Here is a 24549-nt window from a genome sequence, read left to right as displayed (position 1 = left end):
TATCACATGCAGATACTACTTCATTTGGTAATGATGAACTTGTTGTGATAGTTAAGTTTAAAGTACTAGTTACACAATTTGTTGTCGAAGTATATGTTCCACCAGTTGTATAAGTCGTTCCATTTGCAGCCCAAGTATATGTATCACATGCAGATACTACTTCATTTGGTAATGATGAACTTGTTGTGATAGTTAAATTTAAAGTTTCTGTATTACAACCAGTAACTGATGAATAAACACCAGATGTTGTATACGTTACTCCATTTTCAGCCCAAGTATATGAATCACAAACTGATATCGAAGTACTATTTGATGTTAATGCATTAACAGTAACATTTGCAGTTGTTGTTCTAAAACATCCTAGAGAAGTTGTAGCAGTAATAGTATACGTAGTTGCAGCTGCAGCCGTTGAAGATTTAAAATAAACTGTTGTTGCACTTGAATTAGCTACATAAGCTACAGTTGCTGCAGCATCAGTATATAAATCATTTACTGGTGACCATGTAGTTAAAGTTGACTCAATAGTAGATATTCTAAGATTAGGTCTAGTCAATGAAGATGAAGGAGCAGTTGTATTTGAACAAACATCAGCAGTACTATCTTGCGAACGATATAAATTCAAACCTGTTGCAACTGTTGAAGATTCTACAGATATAGAATTTGTAGAAGCTCCACCACCATTGTTATTATTAAAACAAGTCTCAATTAATAAATTAGAAGTTCCATCCCAATTTAATGGTGTTGTTAAAATAAAATCTAAGTTTCCTGAACCAGTACTTGGAGTATAGTTTACAGGTGCTAAAACTACATTTGTAGCCCCAGAAATAAAACTTGAACCTAAAGTTGTATCAGATACAAAACCTGCATTAATTGTAAAGTTATTTAACACTAAAGGTGTTCCTGAAAGTGCTACAAATCCAATTGTATTAATGTTTTGTCCAGCTACCATTCCCAAAGCTGTTAATTCTGAAGCAGTATATAAAGCTTGAGTTTTTGAACCACCATAAAATCCTCTGAAAGGTGTAGAAGTCGTATTTGTTGAAATTCCAGAACCTACTTTTCCTTCAACTCCTAAAGTTCCTCCAGTAACAATTAAACTTTGAATTGCATCAACACAAACAGTTGCATCAGCAACAGTCATTATTGAAGGTCTAGGGTTTACAGTAACAGTAAAGTTTGCCGTTGTAGAACATAAACTGCCACTTGTTTGAGTAGCTGTTAAGGTGTACAAAGTTGTAACACTTGGATTAAATGACCAACCAGTTACTTCATTACCTGTTACTCCAGTTGCTGGTGACCAAACATAAGTGTTATAATCACCAACCATAGATGTTAAAGTAACAGCACTCGAAGAGTCTGATTCACATATTGCAGTTGTTGAAGCACTTAAAGTTAAAGCTGGTGCAGTTGTTACTGTAGCTAAAACAGGTACTCTTATAGAAGAACAAGCAATTTGACCGTTAAAAATAACATTCGGTCTTGTGTTACTAGGAGTTGCTGCAGGACTAGAAGTATAATAACTTGAGTTATTTGTACTAGAATATCCATGAACTACAGTGTTTGTAGTAGTAGTTGTAACATAAGTAGTACTGTTTGAAGAGCCATATTGACCAAGTTCTCTTATATCTATTATAATATTTGATACACCATCCCAATTATAAGGTGTAGTCAATGTTATTGTATTTAATCCTAAAGTTGGAGTGTAATTTACAGGTCCAAAATGAGAACTAAGTCCAGTTGTTGTAAAAGTTGATAATGCCGAATTAGATGAAGTACCTATGCTTACTGAAAAATTATTTACTGTTGCAGGGCTCGGTAATGAAGCAATATTAAAAGTTATTGAATTTATGTTTCCACCATTTAAACCAGCAGCTTGTAGCTCAGTTGCTGTAAATACCATTTGTTTCCATCCTTGATACCAATAGTTACAAAATATACTGTTTTGTGAAGTTGAACTAGTTAAAGCAGTACCGTTTCCTAAAGTTAAATTTCCAGGTGTAGCAGTATTAGCACTTGCGTAATAAGTAGTAGTAGCTGAAATACTAGGTGTAGTAAAGTTATTTCCAGAACCTAATAAAGATCCACCTGTTTGAGCTGTATACCAATTAACTGAAGCACCTGTGTTTGGTGTTGCAACTAAATCAACAGTCCCAGTTCCACATCTTATACCAGGTGTTGTAGCTGTTATACTATTTGAGAAATTAACTTGAACAGCAACTGAAGTTCCTGTAGAAGGACCAGCTGAACAAGTTACATCACAAATATAATATGTAGCTACTGTAGGAATAATAGTTAATGAAGAGTTTGTTGCTCCTGGTATAGTTGAATATGTAGTACCATCTGTAGAAGATTTCCACTGATAAGTTACTCCCGAACCATTCGTTATATTTTGTAAACTTAATGTAACACTTTCTCCAAAACAAATTGAACTAGAAGAAGCGATTGTGTTTCCTGGTACAGGAGTGCCAGTACAAGCGTTTGAATTAGCAAAAGATAAAAACCCTGTATAGCTTGAACTAGTTACTGTAAAGTCAGATTGAACTGTGTTAGGTGTGCCAGCAGCATAAGTAGCAACACTTCCAAAAGCAGATGAATAAGCTCCCGCAGCACTAGGTGCTTGAACTGGAATGTTAGTTGAGGCAATAGTTGCATCCGCTAAACGAACATTAATATCTGTAAATGTTCCAGAAGTAGTAATTGCTTCCCATCTTCTAGTTGTAGATAATCCAATAATAGATGGATCAGACGTGCCAACGTTTGAAGAAAATGCTTCTGCTTTAAACTTAGAAGCAGAAGTAGTTGCTGGTGCTAACCAAATTGGAGCATATACTCCTGCTTTTCCAACAGGATATAAGACATAATTTGTACTAGCATTTGCATCACTAATTGTTCTTACAATTGGGCCATTAACATAAGAAGTCGCTGAGCCTCCGGTTAATAAACCTGCAGTAGTAGCTGAGCCATGTATTACATGATTTGCTAATGTAGAAGTTACTATACCATTAGTTAAGGTTAATCCATTTAAAACTTCAATAGTACCTCCTGAAATAGTTAAACCATTTGTATTATCTAAAGTTACATTATTAATACTTCTTGTGGGTGGAACTTCAAAACCTGTTGTTCTAGGTGTTGTTTCTCCCAAGTATAAAATTGTATATGTACCTGTTCCGAGATTAAATATAGGTAAAACATCAAAATTACCTCCAGAATTTGTGTTGCCAGCTGTACCAATTTGAACTGCAGCTCCTAGAGCTAAACCTGTTCCGATAGTAATATTAGATGAACCTGTAACTAATCCTGTAAATAAATTTACCCTTTGTGTTAACACTGGAGTTGAAATTGTTAAACCTGATGGATTTGAGACACCAAAAGAGGATATTCTTCCAGTAAAAGTTCCACTACCTGACAATGTTTGAGGTGTTGTAGTTCCTATAAAGTTTAAAGCTGAATTAATAGTAGTAGTTTCTGAACTTAAAGCAGAACCGTCATTTATCATGTTCCCTTCGTTTTGTAATATAGATTGATTAAAATCTAATGTAGCTCCAGGTGCAACGATAGTATTACCTTTTACAATTACTCCTCCACCAGATGCACTTCCTACTTCAAAAATCCCTGCATTTATTATTAAATTTCCGTTTATAGTAACTAAACCAGAAGTTTTTGCTCTAAAACGGCCTGTTCCAGTACTATTAATTGTTAAGTTTCCTTGAATTGTTCTAACGTTTGAAGTAAAAGCACTTAGTGTAGATGTAGATAAAGTGTTATTTATTATTAGGTTTCCAAGACTAGTAGATCCAGAAGTTAAAGATGTTCCAGTTGTATTTCCGTTTAATGTTGCTGTAGCGGTTAGTTGCCAAGTAGCAGTTGGAATGTAATTAACTGTTGTACTATTTGAATGTGTAAAGTTACTTCCATTTTCAAATAATAAACTAGTTGCATTTCCAGTTATACAGCCTGAACTTGAGTTTAGATTACTAGTAATGTTTCCAGTAGAATTTACTGTTACCAATGTTCCTGTCCCACCAGTTGTATTTATAGTATTTGATGTCGAACCATTTGCAATATAAATTCCTGCTAAAACTCCAGTGTTTCCTGATCCAGCAAAAGCAAAAGCTACTGCATTTGTAGCCGAATTAAGATTTAATGTACTTCCATTTTCTAAAACAAAATCTTCATTTGGACCACCAGAAATAGTAATTGTTCTCGTAGTTGTAGCACTTGAGGTTAAAGTAAGATTGGTATTGCTGGTAATTTTTATCTGTCCAACAGTAAAACTTACTCTGTCTATAATTATTGACAATGTACCACCTGGAGTAGTCTCGGCTCCGTCAATAATATATACATCCGAAGTTGCCCATGCAGTTGGTGCAGAACCAGTTCCGTCAGCTGAAGTATTCCAATTAGAGAATATATCCCAATTTGTACCAGTTAAACCAGTCCAATAATAAGTAGCTCCGCTAAGAGTAGTTTGATTCCCAGTAATTCCAGTAGAAAACCCAGCTTCTACTGCTGCTGCTACTTTGTAATAATAAGTAGTTCCAGCACTTAATCCAGTTTGCACTGATGTGTAAGCAGTTCCAGTTCCAATAGATGTAGTGGAAGCTACGGTAGTTGTTGAAACGTTTTGTGTGAAAGTAGCATCGGTTGCTCTTGTAATTATAAATGAACTTTCATTGGTCGCGTTGTCATTCCAATTTAAAGTGGTGGCATTTGCAGTAACTGCAGAAAATGTTAAACTAGTAACATCTCCCGTAACAATTGATGGTGGTGTAAATCGATATACTGTTCTACTTCCATTTGTTGTCGAATGTAAATTTGTAACATTTGTTGCGGCAGCATACATATTCGCTGTAATCGCAGTATAACTGACAGTATTGGTACTTGTAGTTACACCAGCAACTTGATTTGCGGCAGCACCAACTGAGAATCCTGTAGTAAAACCAGAAGAATAAGTTGATGATCCTACCGGCATTGCTCCATAAACATATTCTACAACTCCTGTTGTTTCATATAATCTTACCTGAAAAGTGGCAGGACTTGCAGTATTTAGCCAATACAAATAAGAAACCCATTGCACTACCAAACATCTGTTTGGTGCGGTACCTACTAATTTACTAGTAACTCCACCACCATCTGCTGCAGAAGCGGTTATGGCATCTGAAGAAATGGCAGATAATTTCGGTAAAGTAACCGAACCACCACTAGTAACATAGGTAGAACCAGAAACTGCTGTTCCTCCAAGTTGCATTACTCCATTTGCAGATACTGAAAATTGTGTAAAATTGGCACCATAAAAAATATAGTTAAAACCTATATTAGTAATCGGAGAAACTCCTTGATCACTTGCGGCAGCAACTAACGCGGTTGCTCCTGTAGACATATCCACAGAATTTCCATTAGCATCTAATGCCAAAGAACCTGTTGTGTTTGTACTAAAAGCATAATTCGCCGTAGACTGCGCTTGAGTAAAAACAAAAGAAAACAAAGTAACAGCCACTACTAAAAGCAAATGTAAATTTCGTTTTTTTGAGGTGTACGAGATAACTTCTCTTATTGAAGAAATTGTTGAACTAGAAAGTAGCCTAGTTGCAACTGAATCGTAATTTTTTGTCATATTTGATTAATATTAGTATATATCACAAATGTAATGTTAAATTAATTTCAAATTAATAATGCTAAAAATATATTTCAAGCAATCTAAAAAGTCAATAATTTCGAACTTTTTGAAAAATAAAAACACATTTTTTTAGAGAAAAGCAAAATATTTTAGTAAGAAAATACTCTTTTATTTATTTGCTTACATATGCTTTTATTTCAATTATTAAAAAAGGTCTTAATTTGAAAAGAATTTTAAGTCAAGAATTGCTTTATAGTGTTTTATTTTCATAGGAGTTTACCATTTTTTTTAGAAACGATTGTTTGAACTCTTACTAAAAACTTTTAATAGAAGTGAGCTCGCAAAGCCATATATTGTGGTTTTTTTATTTAAAATAAAATATTTATTTGAACAACAAATAACCTCCAAATAAAAAATCCATTTACTCAATAAAGAATAAATGGATTTTAATGCTATCTAGAGCAGGTTTTTGAAACTTGTTAGTTTGTTATTTGCTTAATTCCACAAAATATTTATAAAATAATGGAATCGTTTCAATGCATTTTAAATAATTAAAAACCCCAAAATGTTCATTTGGTGAATGAATGGCATCTGAATCTAAACCAAAGCCCATTAATATTGTTTTTGATTTTAATTCTTTTTCGAATAAGGCTACAATTGGAATACTGCCTCCAGAACGAACAGGAATAGCAGGTTTTCCAAACGTTTCTGTATAAGCCATGTTTGCTGCTTTATAACCAATGCTGTCAATTGGTGTTACGTATCCTTGTCCACCATGATGAGGTGTTACAGTTACCGTTACAGATTTTGGAGCAATGCTTTCAAAATGATTTTTAAATAATTCTGTGATTTCTTGCCAATCTTGGTTTGGAACTAAGCGCATAGATATTTTTGCGAAGGCTTTACTTGCGATAACTGTTTTTGCACCTTCACCAGTATAGCCACCCCAAATTCCGTTTACATCTAAAGTTGGACGGATTGAGTTTCTTTCGTTTGTAGTATAACCAGCTTCTCCATAAACCTCATCAATGTCTAATGCTTTTTTATAATTTTCTAATAAAAAAGGAGCTTTTGCCATTTCAGCTCTTTCTTCTAGTGACAATTCTTCAACTTTATCATAAAAGCCTGGAATTGTAATGTGATTGTTTTCATCATGAAGCGAAGCAATCATTTTTGTCAAAATATTTATTGGATTAGCAACTGCACCACCATATAAACCAGAGTGTAAATCACGATTTGGACCAGTAACACAAACTTCAACATAACTTAAACCACGTAAACCAGTTGTGATTGATGGTTGATCGTTTGAAATCATACCTGTATCAGAAATTAAGATTACATTATTGGCTAATTTTTCTTGATTACGTTCTACGAACCAACTTAAACTTTTTGAACCAACTTCTTCTTCACCTTCAATCATGAATTTTACATTACAAGGCAAACAATCATTAGCAATCATATATTCAAATGCTTTAACGTGCATGTACATTTGACCTTTGTCATCACAAGCGCCACGAGCAAAAATAGCTCCTTCAGGATGAATTTCTGTAGTTTTTATTACAGGTTCAAATGGAGGCGAAGTCCATAATTCGATTGGATCTGGTGGCTGCACATCATAATGACCATAAACTAAAATTGTTGGTAAAGATTTGTCGATTATTTTTTCACCGTATACAATTGGATAACCTGGAGTTTCACACATTTCTACGAAGTCACAACCTGCTTTTTCTAGACTAGCTTTAACCACATCGGCTGTTGCGATAACATCGTGAGAATAAGCACTATCTGCACTTACTGATGGAATTTTTAGTAGTTCGATTAATTCGTTTAGAAAGCGTTCTTTGTTTTCTTGAACGTATTGTTTTATGTTGTTCATTTTGAGGTTTTAATGATAATGTCAAAAATACAAAAAAATAGATGGTAAAAAAATTTACATTTCTTAATTTATATATAAGAATTATTTTTATATTTGCACCCTCATAATACGAGAAACCAATATTCGCGGGTATGGTGAAATTGGTAGACACGCCAGACTTAGGATCTGGTGCCGCAAGGTGTGAAGGTTCGAGTCCTTTTACCCGCACAGAATAAAGCCTTAATCTATTGTAAATCAATATATTAAGGCTTTTTTATTTTTATATCCCCCTAATATTCCCCCGAATGTGTTTTTATTTTCTTTTTTAACTACTTTTAATTAATATTAATTTTATTATTCACAACAATATATATATATATGACTATGGCGGTAAGGAATTTATACCAAAAATATTATGATGACGTAGATTATGAACTTTTAGATCATAAAAATAGTTTTCAAAAATATTCCGAAATTGAAATGAAAAGGTTATTTATTTTTAATGGAATTTATATTCAATTACACACACCATTTATTATAAAGAATCCATATCCAAATACTTTCTGGAAGTTAAAATATGTTCCTGAGAATAAATTTATGTTTGGAAATTTATTTTTCCTGGATAATAAAATCTACGAACTAAACCCTAAATTGTTATTTAATATATGTAATGAAATAATAGATAATGCCACTGATTATTTTGACTTTAATTTAGAAAGGCTTAAACAAGAGATAGATTTTGAATTTTCAATAAGACTTCCAGATGAAAAATTAGAATTTTATAAATCTAAAAGAATAAAACTTTTAGAGGATTTTGATGCATTTAAGAAAGACAAATTTGAGTGGGTGAATTCTTTAATCAATCCGAATTTATATCAGTACGATGATTTATTAGTTCGTCTAGAATATGCATTATTTGAATTTGTTGAAGAGCTGAATGATTATATTTTTAATCACAGTATAGAAAATTTAACAGTTTGTGTACGATATAGAGAAACTTATAATTTTCATAATTTGATTTTATATTTAAACGAACGTATTAAGGGTGGTATGGCAATTTCTTCTAAAAAAGAAAATGAAGTAACCTACACCCGCAATAATATTTTTAAAGATAATGAAAGCCAAAAACTTTTTGAGTATATTATTAAAAATTGGGAAGAAGAAGCTGATACTTCATTTTACAGTATGCTTTTTAAATACCTCCAAAAAAAAAATAAAATTTGGCAAGCCGACAAAGATAGTAAAGTATATAGGGTTTTTATTATGGAAACCTACAATTTAGTATCATTTAAAAGAATTCAAGAAGAAACTTCTGATAAAGAGAATACTGTATGGAAAAAGAATTTTGTAATCTTTAATTCTTTAACTGAAAAATTTACTCAGCAATCTGAGTAAAAAATTTGAGTAAAACTGAGTAAATTTTATTTTTAACGAATATTAATCTTTGTTCCATCAAACATTAATAGATGGAAAAATTTATTCAAATCAAAATCGAAAACTCTGATGATTTCAAAAATGAAATCATCAGAGGTGTTGTTGACCAAATCAAGGATTTAGGTTTTAGCAACCAAAAAGTAGCAGAGAACAAAGAGGATTTAGTTCCTCGAATCGAAACTGCAAAAAAACTAAACATTTCTTTAGTAAAACTTTGGCAACTTACCAAAGATAATTTACTGCCAGTTTATAAAATTGGTGGAAAAGTTCTTTACAAAAGATGTGATATTACAGAATTTATTAACTCTCAAAATAAATTCTAGCCATGCAAACAACATTTAATAAAAACCCTCAACTTATTTTAGATGATGTAAATCATAATTTATTGGATATAAAATCAGCAAATGACACATTACAACTTGATTTTAGTAGAAATGAATATATTTATTCTTATTGTGAAAAAGTAGAGGAAAAGTTGAGAATTACTATCGGTTTAATTAATAGAATAAATTTTGCAATGCCATTTGTCATCGCAACCGAAACAAATCGACTTTTTAAAGATGATGAAAATTTGTCAAAAGTTCTTATTGAGATTTTAAATACAAAAAGAACTTATAATTCATGCTCTGCATTTCTAAAATTAGGAGTATGAAAAAAGACATTAAACAATATATAAGAGTCGGAATTGATTATTATAAAGAAACTACAATTCCAATGACAGGAGAAGACATAAAGGTCTTAAGAAAGTGGAATAAACAAACTATTGTTGATGATTTTGGAAAAGATGTACTTACCAAAATTGAAAAGTTTGACGGTTTTTGTTTTATTCCAGCTCACAATGATTTTCAAAAGATAATTAACGGTTTTTATAACAAATACGAACCAATTTCATATCAATTGAATTCGGAAGGAAATTGGGATAAAATCGAAAATTTGCTTAGACATATTTTTAATGAACAGTATGATTTAGGACTTGATTATTTAACAATATTGTGGAAATTACCAACACAAGTTCTACCTATATTTTGTTTAGTAAGTGAAGAACGAAATACTGGAAAAACTACATTTTTAAACCTATTAAAATCCATTTTTGAGGGAAACATGACTTTAAATACAAATGAGGATTTCAGAAGTAGGTTTAATAGTGATTGGGCTGGAAAACTAATTGTTGCAATTGACGAGGTATTATTAGATAAAAAAGATGATAGTGAACGTATAAAAAATTTATCTACTGCAAAGTATTACAAAGCTGAATCTAAAGGTAAGGACAAAGAAGAAGTTGAGTTTTTTGGAAAATTCATATTGTGTTCCAATAATGAAGAAAATTTCGTAAAAATTGATTCTAATGAAATTCGTTATTGGGTTAGAAAAGTACCAACATTAGGAAACAGTATCGACCCAAATTTGTTAGATGAATTAATAACAGAAATTCCTGCATTTGCCTATTTTTTAAATACAAGAGAAATTAAAGCAAAGAAAACTACTAGAATGTGGTTTACAAAGGAACAAATTCATACTGAAGCATTAGATGTATTAATAACTGGCAATAGAACTTCCATTGAAAAAGAATTAGAAGAAATGCTAAAAGATGAATTTGCCGTTTTTGAAGTTAATGCCTTGTGTTATACTCTAAATAATATTATTGCAATGCTTAAAAATAGAGGTGTAAATACTTCTAGCGGTTATGTTGCAACTATATTGAAAGATAAATATAATATGAATTATAAAAACTCAAGTTATAAGTGGTATCGTTCTGAAATTTATAGCGCCTCGAGTTCAATGGCAGATGGTTTTACAACAGAAAAAGGTAGATATTACACTTTTGAACGTAGTGAATTTGCAAATTAATGTTGAATTGTTGAATTTCTTATTTAAACTCTTGTAAAATAAAGGTTTAAGCGTTCAACTTTGTTTCAACAAGTAATCAACAACACAAATACTAGTCAGTTGTTGTTTTTTACTTAATTTCAATTGTTGATTTACTGTTGCTTAATTGTTGATAGGTTAATGTGTTGATATTTAGTATATAAAGTACTATTTTCAACAAATCAACACTAAAAGTCATATTATGTACATCAAAGAAATCATTCAAATCGAAAACATAACAGTTGAAGAATTAAAAAATGAGTTAATCATAGAATTTAAACAGTTGCTTAAATCCTTTTTGGAGCAACAAGAAAAAGCAGATGAATTATTAACAAGACAGGAAACAGCTAATATTTTAAAAGTTTCGCTTGTTACTCTTTGGGATTGGACAAAGAAAGATGTTCTGCCTGCTTATAGAATTGGTTATAAGGTGAGATATAAAAAAAGTGAAGTATTAGAATCTCTCAAAAAAATAAATAGGTTTAAATAATAGTTGCAACGAAAACTAAAATACCGTTGCAATTTATTGCAATCCTACTGATGATGTGTATTTTTTCTATATTTAAGTTAAATATTTTATGATTTTAGCTCACAACTCATTGCAGCTTTTGTGCATAACTTCCTATGAATGTGTAAAACTTAAAATAGTAATTACATTCTAATTATACTACTTTAGTAAATTATTATTGAAAGTTATTGCAATGGCATTATATCAGAAATCTGTTCTAAAAAAATATATTACTCTACTTGATAAATCTAAAGTTGACAAAGCATATAAGAAATATGCTAATCACTTTTTAAATCCTACTATACAAGAAAACATTAGAAATTCTAAAGAAGAAGAATATCAAGGTATTTTCTTGACGGATTTATTTGTGAATGTTTTAGATTACACTTTAAAGCCTAATGCCAACTTTAATTTAGTTGCAGAATATAAAAATCAAACCAACTCTCGTAAGGCAGATGGTGCAATATTATTTGACAATAAAGCAACTGGTGTTATAGAGTTAAAGGGAACTAATACAAAAGATTTAGAAAGCATACGTAAACAAGCTTTTGATTACAAAGCCAATCAAAAAGAATGTGTTTATGTAATTACTTCTAACTATGAAAAATTACGTTTTTATATAAATGATGCAACTGAATTTGAAGAGTTTAATTTATTTGAATTAACAAAAGAACAATTCGAACTATTGTATTTATGTTTACACAAAGAACATATTGAAAACAACATTCCTTTAAAAATAAAAGAAGCTTCTTTATTAGAAGAAGAACAAATTACAAAGAAATTTTACAAAGATTATTCTCTTTTTAAACGAGAATTATATCGTGATTTAGTAAAACGAAACACTAAACGCATAAAAAGTAATTTAAGTAAAATTAGTACTGATACTAACGAAGCTGATTTAGATGAAGAAACTAAAGCTGATTTATTAAAATTAGAAAAAAACGTAAAACTAAATCTATTCAAAAAATCACAAAAACTTATTGATAGATTCTTATTTGTATTCTTTGCAGAAGATAGAGGATTATTACCACCAAATAGTACATTACAAATTCTAAACAAATGGGAAGCTGATGTAGATTTTGGTGATGATAGGCCGCTTTACGACATGTTTAAGCAATACTTTAAGTTTTTAGACATTGGAAGACAAGGAACAACAAATAGAGCAGAAATATACGCTTATAATGGTGGTTTGTTTAAAGAGGATGTTGTTTTAGATCAATTAGAAATTGATAATGATTTATTGTACAATCATACAAAAGCATTAGCTGCTTACGATTTTGAAAGCCAAGTAGATGTTAATATTCTAGGACATATTTTTGAAAACTCACTCAACGAAATTGAAAGTGTAAATGCAGAAATTGAAGGTGGTGACTTTGACAAACAAAAAAGTAAACGTAAAAAAGACGGTGTTTTTTATACTCCTAAATACATTACAAAATACATAGTAGAAAATACTATTGGTAAACTTTGTGAAGAAAAGAAAAACGAATTAGGTTTTAAAGAAGAAGAATATTTTAAAGGTAGAAAAAACCGCCAACAAGCTACTATTATTAAGTTAGTTGAAATACTAGGTACTTATAGAGATTGGTTGTTGCAATTAACCATTTGCGACCCCGCTTGTGGTAGTGGTGCTTTCTTAAACCAAGCGTTAGATTTCTTAATTAAAGAACACAATTATATAGATGAACTAAAAGCAAAAATTTTAGGGGGTGGTTTAGTGTTTAGCGATATAGAAAATACCATTTTAGAAAACAATATTTACGGAGTAGATTTAAACGAAGAAAGTGTAGAAATTGCCAAACTATCATTATGGTTGCGAACTGCACAACCTCGTAGAAAACTAAACAACCTAAACAGCAACATTAAGTGTGGAAATAGTTTAATAGATAGTAAAACAGTTGCAGGAGATAAAGCTTTTAATTGGCAAGAACAATTTCCTACTGTATTTGCAAAAGGTGGTTTTGATGTGATTATAGGAAATCCTCCTTGGGGTGCAAAATTAGATGACTCATCAAATAATTATTTAATAAAAAATTACCCTCTAGTTCCTACAAAAATTAAAGATAGCTATCTGTATTTTATGTTATTGAGTATAAAAAAAATAAAGCCACACAAAGGGTTATTAGGTTTTATTGTTCCAAATACTTGGTTGCTTATTAACAATGCTTCAGATTTCAGAAAGTATATACTTAATTTTGATATTAATCAAATTATTGATCATGGTGATAATGTATTTAGTGATGCAATTGTTGAAAGTTCAACATTAATTTTAAAAAATGACAAAACAATTAATAACAAAGTATTAACTATAAAACAAAGAAACGGTAAAGATATCATTAATCACGTTGTAGATAAAAGTATGTGGTTAAATGATAATTTACATAGAATTGTAGTCGAATTAAAAGCTGAAAATTATGAGCTAATTAACAAACTTGAAGCAATTTCTAAACCTTTTGAAAACTCAAGTGAAATTATTTTTGGTATAAAACCATATCAAGTAGGTCATGGTACACCCGAACAAACTAGGGAAATGTTAAATCAAAGAATTTATCACTCCAACACTAAAATTGATGATAAATGGTTTCCATTAGTTACAGGAACAGATGTTAATAGATATAATCTTTGCTTTGAAGATGAATATGTTAATTATGGAAAGAATTTAATGTATCCATCTAATGAAATTAAAATAAATTCCAAAAAAATATTATTACGTAGAACAAGTCATGATTTGAGGGCAGTATTAGATAAAGATAAATTTTATCCTCAAAACTCTTTATTCATTATTACAAGTAAACTTTCATTAGAGTATTTAATGTGCTTATTAAATTCAAAATTATTTGATTTTATATATAAGTCAAAATGCCCTCAAGTTGGAAAAGTATTTGCAGAAGTGAAGCCGAGTATAATAAAATCTCTACCAATAATAGAAATTGGTAATGACTTTCAACACAACTTTGAAAAAATAGCAAATATTATGCTGTTTGTAAATGTAGAATTACAAGAAAAAAGCACAAAATTCACAAAATACTTACAATCACAATTTGCCATAGAAAAACTAACTAAAAAGTTAGAAAACTGGTACGATTTAGACTTTGGAGATTTTATAAAAGAAATAAACAAAGCTATTAAACTAACTAATAAAGAGCGTGTTAAAAACGAGTTGCAACCCATAAAAGAACTAACCAAACTAGACGAAATGGATTGGATGGATGTTTTTGAAACCAAAAAAGCAGAAGCTCAAAACTTAAAACAACAAATCGTTGTAACGGACAAAGAAATTGATTCAATGGTTTATGAATTGTATGGGTTGACGGAAGAGGAAATTACAATTGTTGAAAATAGTTAGATATGGGAAAGAAGAAAAAAAACAAAAAGAAGTTTGTTGAAAATATTGAATTATACAAAGAGTTTTATTTTTTTGAAATAAATAGAAAGCACGAATTAAATAATGCGATTAATCTACCAATATTGGTTTTAACTTTAATTTTTTCAATAAATTTTTATCTACTAAATCAAGAATTGTCCGAAAAAATTGTTTGCGTTGTGAAACTATTAACGTTTATTTCATTTCTGTCAATAACTTTTTCTATTTATTTTTTAATTTCTTCATTTTCAAATTTTGCAAAAAGTCATAGCTATTTAGAATTAGCTAATATGTCAGAAGTATTAAGTTTTGATGAAGCTCATAAAGACAGTGTTTTTGAATTTCAAAAATTTTTGAAGGAAGAATTTGCGAAATGCTCAAGTCATAATTTTACAATAAATAAAAATAGAACAGAAGATTTAGCAAATTCAAAAAAAGGAATTTTCATAAGTCTAATTAGTACCTTTATTTTTTCAATAGTGTATCTAGTATCAATTTTAAATTAATAGTTATGAGTAATAAAAAAGAAGAGTCTAAGAAAACAAAAACTGAAACACCTAAATCTGAAGTTAAAATAGAAAGACCTCAAAGTGTATTGATTAAAAACAGCATGCAAATTAAGAAAAAATAAGAAAAATTATATATTGCTTAATTAATTTTAGAACATGAAATAATTAATTTATGCTTTAGTAAATAAGTTGACAGTTCATGAAATTACAAGGTAAAAAAAAAGATAATGAATAGACTTATATTAATAGGAAATGGCTTTGATTTAGCACATAATTTAAAAACAAGTTATAGTGATTTTTTATGTTGGTATATAAATGATGTCCTTGAGAGTTTTTTTAAAGATAACTCCCATAAAGATTTATTAGTAGAAATTAATAGTTATGGCTCAATAAATCAAAAGTTTAAAAAACCTATAAATTTGGAAGAAACGCTAAAGTTGTTTTCCAATATAATAAAACAAAGTGGTAAAAATGGATTAACATTTAAATATAGAAGCAACTTCTTTAAAGAAATTGTTGATAGAGCAAATCAAGATATTAAATGGGTAGATTTTGAAAATCATTATTTTAGTTATTTAAAAAGATATGCAAATGCAGCTAATTATAAAATTGAATTAATTAGAGATTTCAATGATGAGTTTGAATTTATAAAATCCAAACTACATAATTATCTAATATCAGTTGAAGAAGGGGTATTAGTACAAAATCCGTCTAAATTTGATAATTTAATAACAAATAAATACCTTAAAAAAGATTTCACTATTATAGATATTGAGAAAGAAAAAAGACCTGAAAATATTTATGTTTTGAATTTCAATTATACTTCAATATTTCAATCTTATTTACCAAGTATTGATGAAATAATTCCAACACGAATCAATCATATTCATGGTGTTTTAAATGAACCAAAAAAGCCAATTATTTTTGGATTCGGAGATGAACATGACACTGATTATTTGAGTTTTGAAGACAAAAAAAACAATGAACTTTTTAAACATATAAAATCTTTTCAATATTCAAAAACATCTAATTACCAGGATTTAATCCGTTTTATAAATTCTAATAATTTTCAAGTTTATATTATAGGTCACTCATGTGGGTTGTCTGATAGGACAATGCTAAAAGAAATTTTTGAACATGACAACTGTAAGTCAATTAAAATCTATTATTATAAATGGGGTAAAGAAAGTCACGAAAATGATTATATTGAAAAAACATATGAAATTTCAAGACACTTTACTAATAAAGGAATGATGCGTAAAAAAGTTGTCCCATTTGACAATTCAGATCCACTTTTTTAATATAATTACATAAGTAAAACTGAAATTCAAATTATTTACTCAATTTTAAAACAGATAACTCCAAACTTACATGAGAGTATCCAAAAGTATGACAAAAGTCTAAATTGTAGATTAAGTCATATAGTAGAATTTGAAAAAGATAAAAAGATAGTTGCAATTTGGTTAGATATTAAAGATTTAAACCAATGGAAATTGAAAATATTATTTCAAAAGCACAAACAAGTAAATCATAGTTTTTTTATTAAACAAGTAGATGATTTTTACAGAATAGGATGGAAGTTAAAAAAGTAATTTTAGAGCCAATATTTTCCCGATTAGTTTCCGTCAAAAGCCGTTCAAAAGCCGATTGATTTCCGTTCAGTTTCCGATTGATTCCCGTTTCATAGCCGTTCAAAAGCCGTCAGTTTTCCGTTTTATGACCGTTATTTCCGTTTAAATGTATTTTTAATATTAAAATTAGATACTATACCGAAAATTCCCAAACATATAATTTTAAAGTAGCTATTAACATTTCAAAGTTTTTACAGAAACAAATTTTTTTCTAGATAAACGTTTTAAATGAGTTATTAATGTTAAATTATTTGTACTATTGATTTTTATCAGGTAATACATATTTTTATGAACCTATCACATAACTACAAAAAAAATTATCATCCACTTATTATCTTGTTTTATGTTTACGGAATGTTAGATCATAAACAAATAGAGATAATTCCAAAAAATACTCGTTCCAATTGGAATAAATTTAAACATACCAATTATGACTATGATGATTGGGTAAAACCCTTTTTAATTCAATTTGAAGATATTAAAACCATTTACATGCGAGAGCATTTGCGTAAATCAATGATTTTGCTGATGCATATAAGCAATGGTTATATGCAAGTAATGAAATCTATCACAAAAAAGAAAACACTATTAAAAACTAACTCTAAAGCAATCGTAAACTCAATAGATACTTTAGTTTCAGTTTCTAAACTTAAAATAAATAGAATATGTGCTTTTTACGGAGTTTCTAAAGATTGGTATTATAGAGAAAAACGAAAATTAAATTGTATGTTGTCTCCTTTTAAAAGGTGTTATAAGCAACATCCAAATCAATTAAGTTTTAAAGAAGTTTTTGCAATTGAACAAGTTATTTTTGATGTAACTAATTATGGAAAAAGAAAAACTACTCTTTATTATCAAGCTATGAGAAATGGATTGATTAATTGTGCTAAATCTACATTTAATAAATATGCTACAGCTCTTGGGTATCAAAAACCAAAGCATAAAAAGAAAATAGCAAAAGTTGGTTTTAGAGCAACAAGAGTTTTTGAATGGCTACATGTAGATATTACTTATGTTCCAACTCTTGAAGATGGAATGCAAAAAGTTGCATTTGTAAAAGATAATTTTTCTAAAGCAATATTACATTGTAAATCTACTTCTAGTAAAGCAGATTCTCATTTTATAACAGAGTTGTTTAAAGAAACTTTTGAGAAGTTTAATTTGTTTGATAAAACCAAGCCTATAAATATAGTATCTGATGGTGGTTCTGAAAATAAAGGAGAATTACTATCTTGGATAAAGCATATTAAAGCTCCACCATTAGTAAACAAGATAACTGCTAGAACTCAAGAATTTCCTTTTTCTAATAATATGGCAGAAAGCACACATAGTATTTACAAAACTGAATTTTTAAAGAAAGAATTGAGTAAAACAATTGCAATACATTTAGAAAATTTAAAGCTATTTGTAGATTATTATAACAACAAACGATTTCCTACAGAACTCTTTGGTTTAACTCCTCTTGAAGTTGTTAATGGCAAAACACCTGATAAATACTTTTTTAAAGATAGAATTGAACAAGCTAGAAAAGATAGAATATTTGTAAATCAAAAGTTTAAGGGTTGTCCTATGTATTAAAACTATATTTTAGACTTTAAATTACATATTTATTGACCATTATTGAATTCTCATGACAAACTTTTAGGGATTAATCTATTAATAAATGATTTCTAAAAAAAAAACAGAACAACTATTTATTTAATTGCTCTGTTTTATATTTCTTAAACTTAAACTTCTATAACTGCCTCATTTTTAAACAAAAACCAATATTGGTGACTGTTTGTTGTAGTTTAAAGTGGTTGTTGCTTAAAAATATATCTGCTCTGTAAAAACAAAAAACCACAACGGTAAGTTGTGGTTTGATTTGTTGTTTTAAACTTATATTCAATTATTTAATATCTTCTATACTAAAACCTGCTTCTAATATAGCAACCGTGTCTGTAACTTGTTTTTCATAATTCACTATTATATCATTAAACTTTTCAGAATATTTTATTTCAAAAAATTTCCCTATTTTTTTATGAAAGCCATCAGGAGGATTTTTAATTAAATCTCTTGTTCTTTTTCCATTATTATAATAATCAAAATAATAATCTCTAGTTTTAGGATATCTTTTGTATTCCACAAACTTTCCAATTCCAATTTTACTGTTTTTATTTATTTCTATAAATTTAAAATTAGCTTTTATGTAAAAAATGAATACAATAATAAAAACAATACTAATAAAAATAAGACTGTATCTATTTTGGTTAAAATAATCTATTAACTTATTTTTCATCTGGAACTAAATTTGGGGCTGCATTTGAAGCCGATTCTACAAGAAATTTAAAATATAAACCTACAACCTTACCTTTCCATCCTGTACCTGATAGATAATTATCTGTTGCTTGTCCAAAAGCATAACTTCCAAGACCACCAGCAACAGCCACACCAGTTTGAGCATTTGAATATCTTTCAAACATATTTCCTTCGGATATAGAATTCGCATTTATATTAACCATTTCACCAATAGCTGTAGCTCCAGGACCATTTACAGCACTCATTGTAGCTTCAGCTATATTAACTTGACTGACATCTCCACTATTAACCCATAATTGAGAAGCAACATTTGAGCCAACATCCAACAATTTATCTTGAACAAGTGGGTTGGTTAATGCAGTTGCAGTAAAGGACTGAATTGTAGGTGCCGCAGATGCAACTATAGGCATTAAATAAGCACTACCAGTCAAAACAGCAGCAGTTGTGAGAACTGTTACAGCAGCAGAATTTGTAGCAGAATGTATGTTACTAATATTTTGTTTGTATGCGGGTTTATATTTTTCATTAAAATAATAATCATCAAAACTACTGTAGTTTGTTCCTTTAGCTTTATTATAATCATTCATAGAAACTCTTCTATGAGGACTACTGTAATCCATTAAACTATAATTAAATTGGGCTGGTCTTGTGATTTCACTTGAAGAACTACCTCCTTTTGCTGTTAATACAATTACACGACCAACAAATCCAAATGCTGGTTCTTCAGAATCAGGGTCTCCGCTTTCTAATAATCCACTTGGATCGTTCCATTTAACAGGGTTGTTGAAAGCAAATCTATAAGGTGATAATGATGGTAAAATGTCAGTCATTTTATCCATACTATGAAAACGACCTAAAGCATTATCGTACATTCTAAAGTCCATTGCTGTAATGTTAAGCCCCAGTTCATCTTGCAGTTCTTTCCCGTTGTATTTATAATTATAACTGCCATCACCTACAAAATTATTAGCTTGTTCAAGAACAATCATTGCTTCATTGGTATTTGGTGCCATTTTTTCTGCAAACTTCATGGTGGCAGTATTGTAAAACTCATGCTTTAGTCCAAAAGGGTAGTAATGGTTTTCTTCCATTATTTTAATCATTTGTGTTTCTGGGTCTAGAGAATAACTTAAACGAATGTTACCTAAATGATCTGTATAATGATACACATAAAAATACCTACCATCTTTTTGCTGAACATAACCTTCTGTCGTTGGAAAGTATTGCAACTCAGCTGTACTTTGATTTCCTTGTGTTTCTGTATAAGAACTTCTGTATTGGAATCCTGTTAAGTAATCTGTATTGGCATATTCATTACCAGTTCGTACTTTTTTTAACACCTTCTGTCCAATTGCATTGTAAATATATGTAATTGAATTTACACTTCCAAATTGTATTGTTGTTGGTAAATTTAAATGGTTATAAGTTATTAATGTAATGCCTTTGTTATGATCTTTTATCATGTTTCCGTTTGCATCATATTCAAAGTCAATTGCACCTAAATTTACATCATTAAATCCTTGAGGGGAAGTTGTAGCATCATAAACTCCTTTTAATTGATTAGTGCCATCAATATAAGTATATGTTAGGTTGTCTATAGGTTGTGTGTCTGATTGTATTTTTCCATATCGAATTAAATTTATAATATTACCATTTTTGTCATATTGCAAACTTTCATCATATGCTTCGTGTTCTTCACCACCATAAAACGGGTTTTTAATATAATTAGCTTTTTTTAAACGATTTAGGTTGTCGTATTCATAGCCATATTGTCTTTCTGTATTATCTGTTGTAGTTTTCCAAAAAGTTTCTGAGATATTACCATTGTATAATGATTTAGAGTTTCCTAATTTGTTTAATAAATTATCATATCTAATTTTAAAAGCAAATAAATCTCCTGCACCAAGATTTACAAAACCATCTTCAGATGATGCTATCTCTTCATCATTAATATCAGTTAACCATCCTCTAACATTATATCTGTAATCTACATCTTGTAAGCCATCACCAGTTGTTTTTAGGATTAGTTGACCTAATTCATCATAATGATTTTCAGTTAAAGTTGTTTCAGGTTGGCCATAAATTTGATGTTTATGTTTATACAAACGGTCTTGGGCTGTATATTCAAACGTTTCAGTTATAACCAAAGGAGTATCGTTAGCAGTTCTCTTGTGAGTAGTTTTTGTAGAAAGTACTTTGCCGTTAAAATCGTCTAAATCAGAATCTACTTGTGTAAAACCACCTAAATAATTTTGAGTATAACTTCTAACGGGTCTGTATTTAGTGTCATAGAGAGTATATGATATTTCTCCATTAGTGTTAGTTGCTCCTTCTAAAACTCTAACCCATGAGCCTGTTGTTAGTCCTTTTACATTTGTTGCCAATGTTGATCCTGTAACTGTATAGTTTATTAAGTTAGTATTTGGGAAATTGTAATTATCATAATAATTGATAGTTAATAATTTGTATGGATTGGTATTACAATTCGGATAAACTTTATCAGTATAGTAAGTAGGAATGTTATCAATTGGATTTATAGTAAAATTATGATTTATTCCTTCATACCAACTTCCTCCAACTGTATTCATTTTTTCTTGATAACTTTTTCTTCCGGCTGAAGTAGGAGTGAAGTTTCCTCCATTATACCATCCTGTGGAAATAGGTCTACTAAGTGCATCATATTTTGTTATCATCCACCCTTGATTTGTTCCTCCAAAAGGTGTAAATGCTGGTCCAGTTGCAACAGGTAAATTTACTTTGTTATAAACAATAAATTCCCATTGTTTTCCAGGTAGTTTTTTTTCTACTAAACGATTACGAGAATCATATTTGTATTGATAACATAGTTTCTCAAGATTGTCTATAGTTGGGTTTCCTTCAGCTAAAGGTGGAATTACATAAGTTAGATTACCAAATTGGTCATAAACGTAGTATGTATCAAAGATATCAGTTCCATTAAAAGTTCTTTTTAAAATAACTTGCCCTTGTTTATTTTTGAATTCTTGGGTTGTGTTGTTGTTTCCTGAAGTCCAATTTTCGTCTTTAGTAATAGTTTTATAAAGTTGGTTTTCAGAATAATGATTATTTGGAATTAGAGTAATATCATATAATTCGAGAGGTAGATTCCATTCGGCATTTGCAGTAAATCTTTTAACTTCATTATCATTGTTTGTTTTATACTCAAAATTTATAACATGATTATTACTCATTGCCCAATTATCTCCTGGAGCAGCTTGTTTAAAAACTCTGTTTAATGGAGAAGATTCTAGTTGTTTTTCACTATATGGATTACTTGTACCGCCATTATAGTACTGATAATAACTATTTATTTCGGATGATGCAGAATTAGCATCTAGATAATCTAAACTAGCTGTTTTAGTAAACGGCAGATAGTCTTTTATTTGTCTACCAAACTGATCGTATTCAATGTGGGTTACAATATCTTTTCCAGAAGCAGATTGTTTATGAGCAATTTGTTGTATTGATCTTCCTAGTCCATCATAATATGTTACTTGCACATTAGCTTGTTCAATTGTTGGAGTTGGAATTGGGGTTGTTGTAGCAACTTTGTAAGCAATAACTTTAGTAAAGTTTTGGTCTGTGTTTTGTGCTTTAATACTCAATGAAAGTGATATTAAAACTAAAAGTATAATTGTTTTTTTCATATTTCTAGAGATTAATATCTTTTATAATTACTTTCAAATTCCTGTAATATATTACTTTCATGATCTTTAATATATTTTAAACGATGCAAAAGGTCATATTCGTAATATGTTGTTTTGCAATTGGTATCTATTATTTGAATGAGTAAGTCTGTTGAACTTTTGTAAACATAAGTTGTAACTATTGAATTTGGATATGCTAAATTATTAGCACAGGATTGAGATTGTGTTGCTCCTTCTTGTATTTCAACAAATTCTGTCCCTACAGGGAGAGTGGGACTAGTTTGATAATTCTCAATTTTCCCCATTACTTGATTTTTATTATTGTAATAGTATTTTGTAATAGATCCATCCGCTAATTTTACTTCTGTTGGGTTTCCACTTGGATTGTAATTACTAATAATAACCCTATCTTCGAATGGTCGATTTTCTTTTGAAGATTGAATTTTTTCAGGAAAAATATGATGTGGGATTCCATTAAATGATTTAAATAAAGTCCTTGTTGTTGATGTTTTTTGAATTCCAGAGTAATTTTCAACTTGAATTGGTGTTGCTATTTTGAATTGGTTTATTAATTCATTAACGGCATCAATTTGTAATTGATTAAGTCCATTTATTTGTGCAACTTGGTTAGGGTAAAAATAACGTGTTTCCTTTAGATCGTCGTTACTGTTTGTTGAAATTTTTATTGGTAAACCTCTTAATGCACCATAATCATATAATTGTGTTGTTACTATTTTATCATAGATAGATTCGTCAGCTACACCTAATGGAACTGGGTCGATGTATTGAATAGTTTCTTCTGATTTTATTTCATTTTTAGAAGACGCTGTAAGATAAGTTCCAATTGTATAATTTGAAATAATATTGCTTGTTGTAGCGTTAGTTGCATATAATAAAATATCATATTCTTTTTTACCTATAATGTTGTTTAATCGATGTACTTGGTCAGAATCATATTCGTAAATTTTTTCAGAAACTTTTTTTAATGTATTATTATAATATTTTTCATTTTTTAAATTACCATTATTTGGAAATGGTATATCAATAGAATTTAAAAAATATCCTGGTTCAACTAATGATTTGTTTTCATTTACCATTAAGGAAGGGGAAGTGGATAATTTTGTGTCTATTTGCATTGCCCCTATATTGTTTGAAGTTTGAAATGTTTTTTCAATTCCACCATTTTCAAAATTGTCACCTCCAAAACTTATAGTTACATGTTCATAATTACCATAATCTAATTTATTATTTAAGTCAATTTTATCAGATAATAAACTTAAATATTTTTGACTATTAATATCAACTCCACCGGTAGTTGACCCTAGATTTTGGCAAACATAATTATATACTCGACTCTGATATTTTCTATAATTGATTGAACCATATAAAGGCAATTCTTCTATTGTAGGGTTTAGATTGTCAATTTTTGAGTAATAATATCTTTTAATATTCTCAGGATAATTTTCAGATGAATAATTAGTTTGTTTTTTTAATCGTATTCCAAGATTTTCTATGATTGTATAACCATCAAAATATTCAATAGAAACATATGCTTCCATTGGAGTTGGAGTTGGGTTAATTGATGGATCAATTGGGTTAATTATAATTTTTATTTCATAACTATGACCTTGTAATATTGATCTAGGTATAGAAACTGTTTTTTGTTTTGTACCGCTAAAATTCATATTCCCAGTTGGAGATGGCATTGCAATGAGAAATGACTCTACAGGGCTATTAATAGTTAAATCTTTTATAGTAAGTGTAGCAAACACATTACCAGCAACAGTTACAGTATTAAGACC

14 protein-coding genes and 1 tRNA gene are annotated in these 24549 nt (G+C 29.4%); 10 read left to right on the top strand and 5 right to left on the bottom strand.

Annotated elements, in window-relative coordinates; genetic code table 11:
• Together AACZ53_RS06135 and AACZ53_RS06130 are read right to left on the bottom strand one after the other, a co-directional pair.
• The coding region (locus AACZ53_RS06135; protein ID WP_339835877.1) for a hypothetical protein at positions 1-5614 on the bottom strand (5614 nt) is incomplete at its 3' end.
• A 490-nt stretch (positions 5615-6104) separates the two neighbouring features.
• On the bottom strand, positions 6105-7493 hold the full coding sequence (locus tag AACZ53_RS06130) for a dipeptidase (protein ID WP_339835874.1): 1389 nt from the start codon (positions 7491-7493) through the stop codon (positions 6105-6107).
• 125 nt (positions 7494-7618) lie between these two features.
• Here AACZ53_RS06130 and AACZ53_RS06125 point away from each other — a divergent pair.
• The 10 genes from AACZ53_RS06125 (at position 7619) to AACZ53_RS06080 (ending at position 18362) form a co-directional block, all read left to right on the top strand.
• Positions 7619-7700, top strand: a tRNA-Leu gene (locus tag AACZ53_RS06125).
• Positions 7701-8069: 369 nt separating this feature from the next.
• Entirely contained in the window at positions 8070-8867 is a 798-nt protein-coding gene (locus AACZ53_RS06120) for a hypothetical protein (RefSeq protein ID WP_339835871.1), read from the top strand.
• Positions 8868-8938: 71 nt separating this feature from the next.
• Positions 8939-9229: a helix-turn-helix domain-containing protein gene (locus tag AACZ53_RS06115; RefSeq protein ID WP_339835869.1), complete on the top strand. Its 291-nt coding sequence runs from the start codon at positions 8939-8941 to the stop codon at positions 9227-9229.
• A gap of 2 nt (positions 9230-9231) precedes the next feature.
• A complete protein-coding gene (locus AACZ53_RS06110; protein WP_339835867.1) occupies positions 9232-9558 on the top strand; it encodes a hypothetical protein in 327 nt (108 codons plus the stop codon).
• Entirely contained in the window at positions 9555-10754 is a 1200-nt protein-coding gene (locus AACZ53_RS06105; protein ID WP_339835864.1) for a primase-helicase family protein, read from the top strand. Before AACZ53_RS06110 ends, AACZ53_RS06105 begins: the two co-directional genes overlap by 4 nt.
• Positions 10755-10974: 220 nt before the next feature.
• A complete protein-coding gene (locus AACZ53_RS06100) occupies positions 10975-11262 on the top strand; it encodes a helix-turn-helix domain-containing protein (RefSeq protein ID WP_339835862.1) in 288 nt (95 codons plus the stop codon).
• Between the two features lie 211 nt (positions 11263-11473).
• Positions 11474-14626 carry an N-6 DNA methylase gene (locus AACZ53_RS06095; protein ID WP_339835859.1) on the top strand — a complete coding sequence of 1051 codons (3153 nt, stop codon included), beginning with the start codon at positions 11474-11476 and terminating at the stop codon, positions 14624-14626.
• A 2-nt stretch (positions 14627-14628) separates the two neighbouring features.
• Entirely contained in the window at positions 14629-15150 is a 522-nt protein-coding gene (locus AACZ53_RS06090) for a hypothetical protein (RefSeq protein WP_339835856.1), read from the top strand.
• A gap of 230 nt (positions 15151-15380) precedes the next feature.
• Positions 15381-16454: an AbiH family protein gene (locus tag AACZ53_RS06085; protein WP_339835853.1), complete on the top strand. Its 1074-nt coding sequence runs from the start codon at positions 15381-15383 to the stop codon at positions 16452-16454.
• Between the two features lie 618 nt (positions 16455-17072).
• A complete protein-coding gene (locus tag AACZ53_RS06080; RefSeq protein WP_339835850.1) occupies positions 17073-18362 on the top strand; it encodes an IS3 family transposase in 1290 nt (429 codons plus the stop codon).
• 310 nt (positions 18363-18672) lie between these two features.
• Here AACZ53_RS06080 and AACZ53_RS06075 read toward each other — a convergent pair whose 3' ends face one another.
• The 3 genes from AACZ53_RS06075 to AACZ53_RS06065 all read right to left on the bottom strand — a co-directional run.
• A complete protein-coding gene (locus AACZ53_RS06075; RefSeq protein WP_339835847.1) occupies positions 18673-19062 on the bottom strand; it encodes a hypothetical protein in 390 nt (129 codons plus the stop codon).
• Entirely contained in the window at positions 19052-22747 is a 3696-nt protein-coding gene (locus AACZ53_RS06070; RefSeq protein ID WP_339835844.1) for a DUF6443 domain-containing protein, read from the bottom strand. The genes AACZ53_RS06075 and AACZ53_RS06070 overlap by 11 nt, the downstream gene beginning before the upstream one ends.
• Before the next feature lie 11 nt (positions 22748-22758).
• On the bottom strand, positions 22759-24549 hold a 1791-nt coding region (locus tag AACZ53_RS06065; RefSeq protein ID WP_339835842.1), incomplete at its 5' end, for a hypothetical protein.

The sequence above is a fragment of the uncultured Flavobacterium sp. genome, assembly GCF_963975005.1.
GTDB lineage: Bacteria > Bacteroidota > Bacteroidia > Flavobacteriales > Flavobacteriaceae > Flavobacterium.
This window is presented reverse-complemented; position numbering and strand designations above follow the sequence as displayed.

Bases quoted from the DNA above. Each gene is read 5' to 3' on its own strand.
- AACZ53_RS06130 (WP_339835874.1), bottom strand. From the start codon at position 7,493: ATGAACAACATAAAACAATACGTTCAAGAAAACAAAGAACGCTTTCTA.
- AACZ53_RS06120 (WP_339835871.1), top strand. From the start codon at position 8,070: ATGTTTGGAAATTTATTTTTCCTGGATAATAAAATCTACGAACTAAAC.
- AACZ53_RS06115 (WP_339835869.1), top strand. From the start codon at position 8,939: ATGGAAAAATTTATTCAAATCAAAATCGAAAACTCTGATGATTTCAAA.
- AACZ53_RS06110 (WP_339835867.1), top strand. From the start codon at position 9,232: ATGCAAACAACATTTAATAAAAACCCTCAACTTATTTTAGATGATGTA.
- AACZ53_RS06105 (WP_339835864.1), top strand. From the start codon at position 9,555: ATGAAAAAAGACATTAAACAATATATAAGAGTCGGAATTGATTATTAT.
- AACZ53_RS06100 (WP_339835862.1), top strand. From the start codon at position 10,975: ATGTACATCAAAGAAATCATTCAAATCGAAAACATAACAGTTGAAGAA.
- AACZ53_RS06095 (WP_339835859.1), top strand. From the start codon at position 11,474: ATGGCATTATATCAGAAATCTGTTCTAAAAAAATATATTACTCTACTT.
- AACZ53_RS06090 (WP_339835856.1), top strand. From the start codon at position 14,629: ATGGGAAAGAAGAAAAAAAACAAAAAGAAGTTTGTTGAAAATATTGAA.
- AACZ53_RS06085 (WP_339835853.1), top strand. From the start codon at position 15,381: ATGAATAGACTTATATTAATAGGAAATGGCTTTGATTTAGCACATAAT.
- AACZ53_RS06080 (WP_339835850.1), top strand. From the start codon at position 17,073: ATGAACCTATCACATAACTACAAAAAAAATTATCATCCACTTATTATC.
- AACZ53_RS06075 (WP_339835847.1), bottom strand. From the start codon at position 19,062: ATGAAAAATAAGTTAATAGATTATTTTAACCAAAATAGATACAGTCTT.
- AACZ53_RS06070 (WP_339835844.1), bottom strand. From the start codon at position 22,747: ATGAAAAAAACAATTATACTTTTAGTTTTAATATCACTTTCATTGAGT.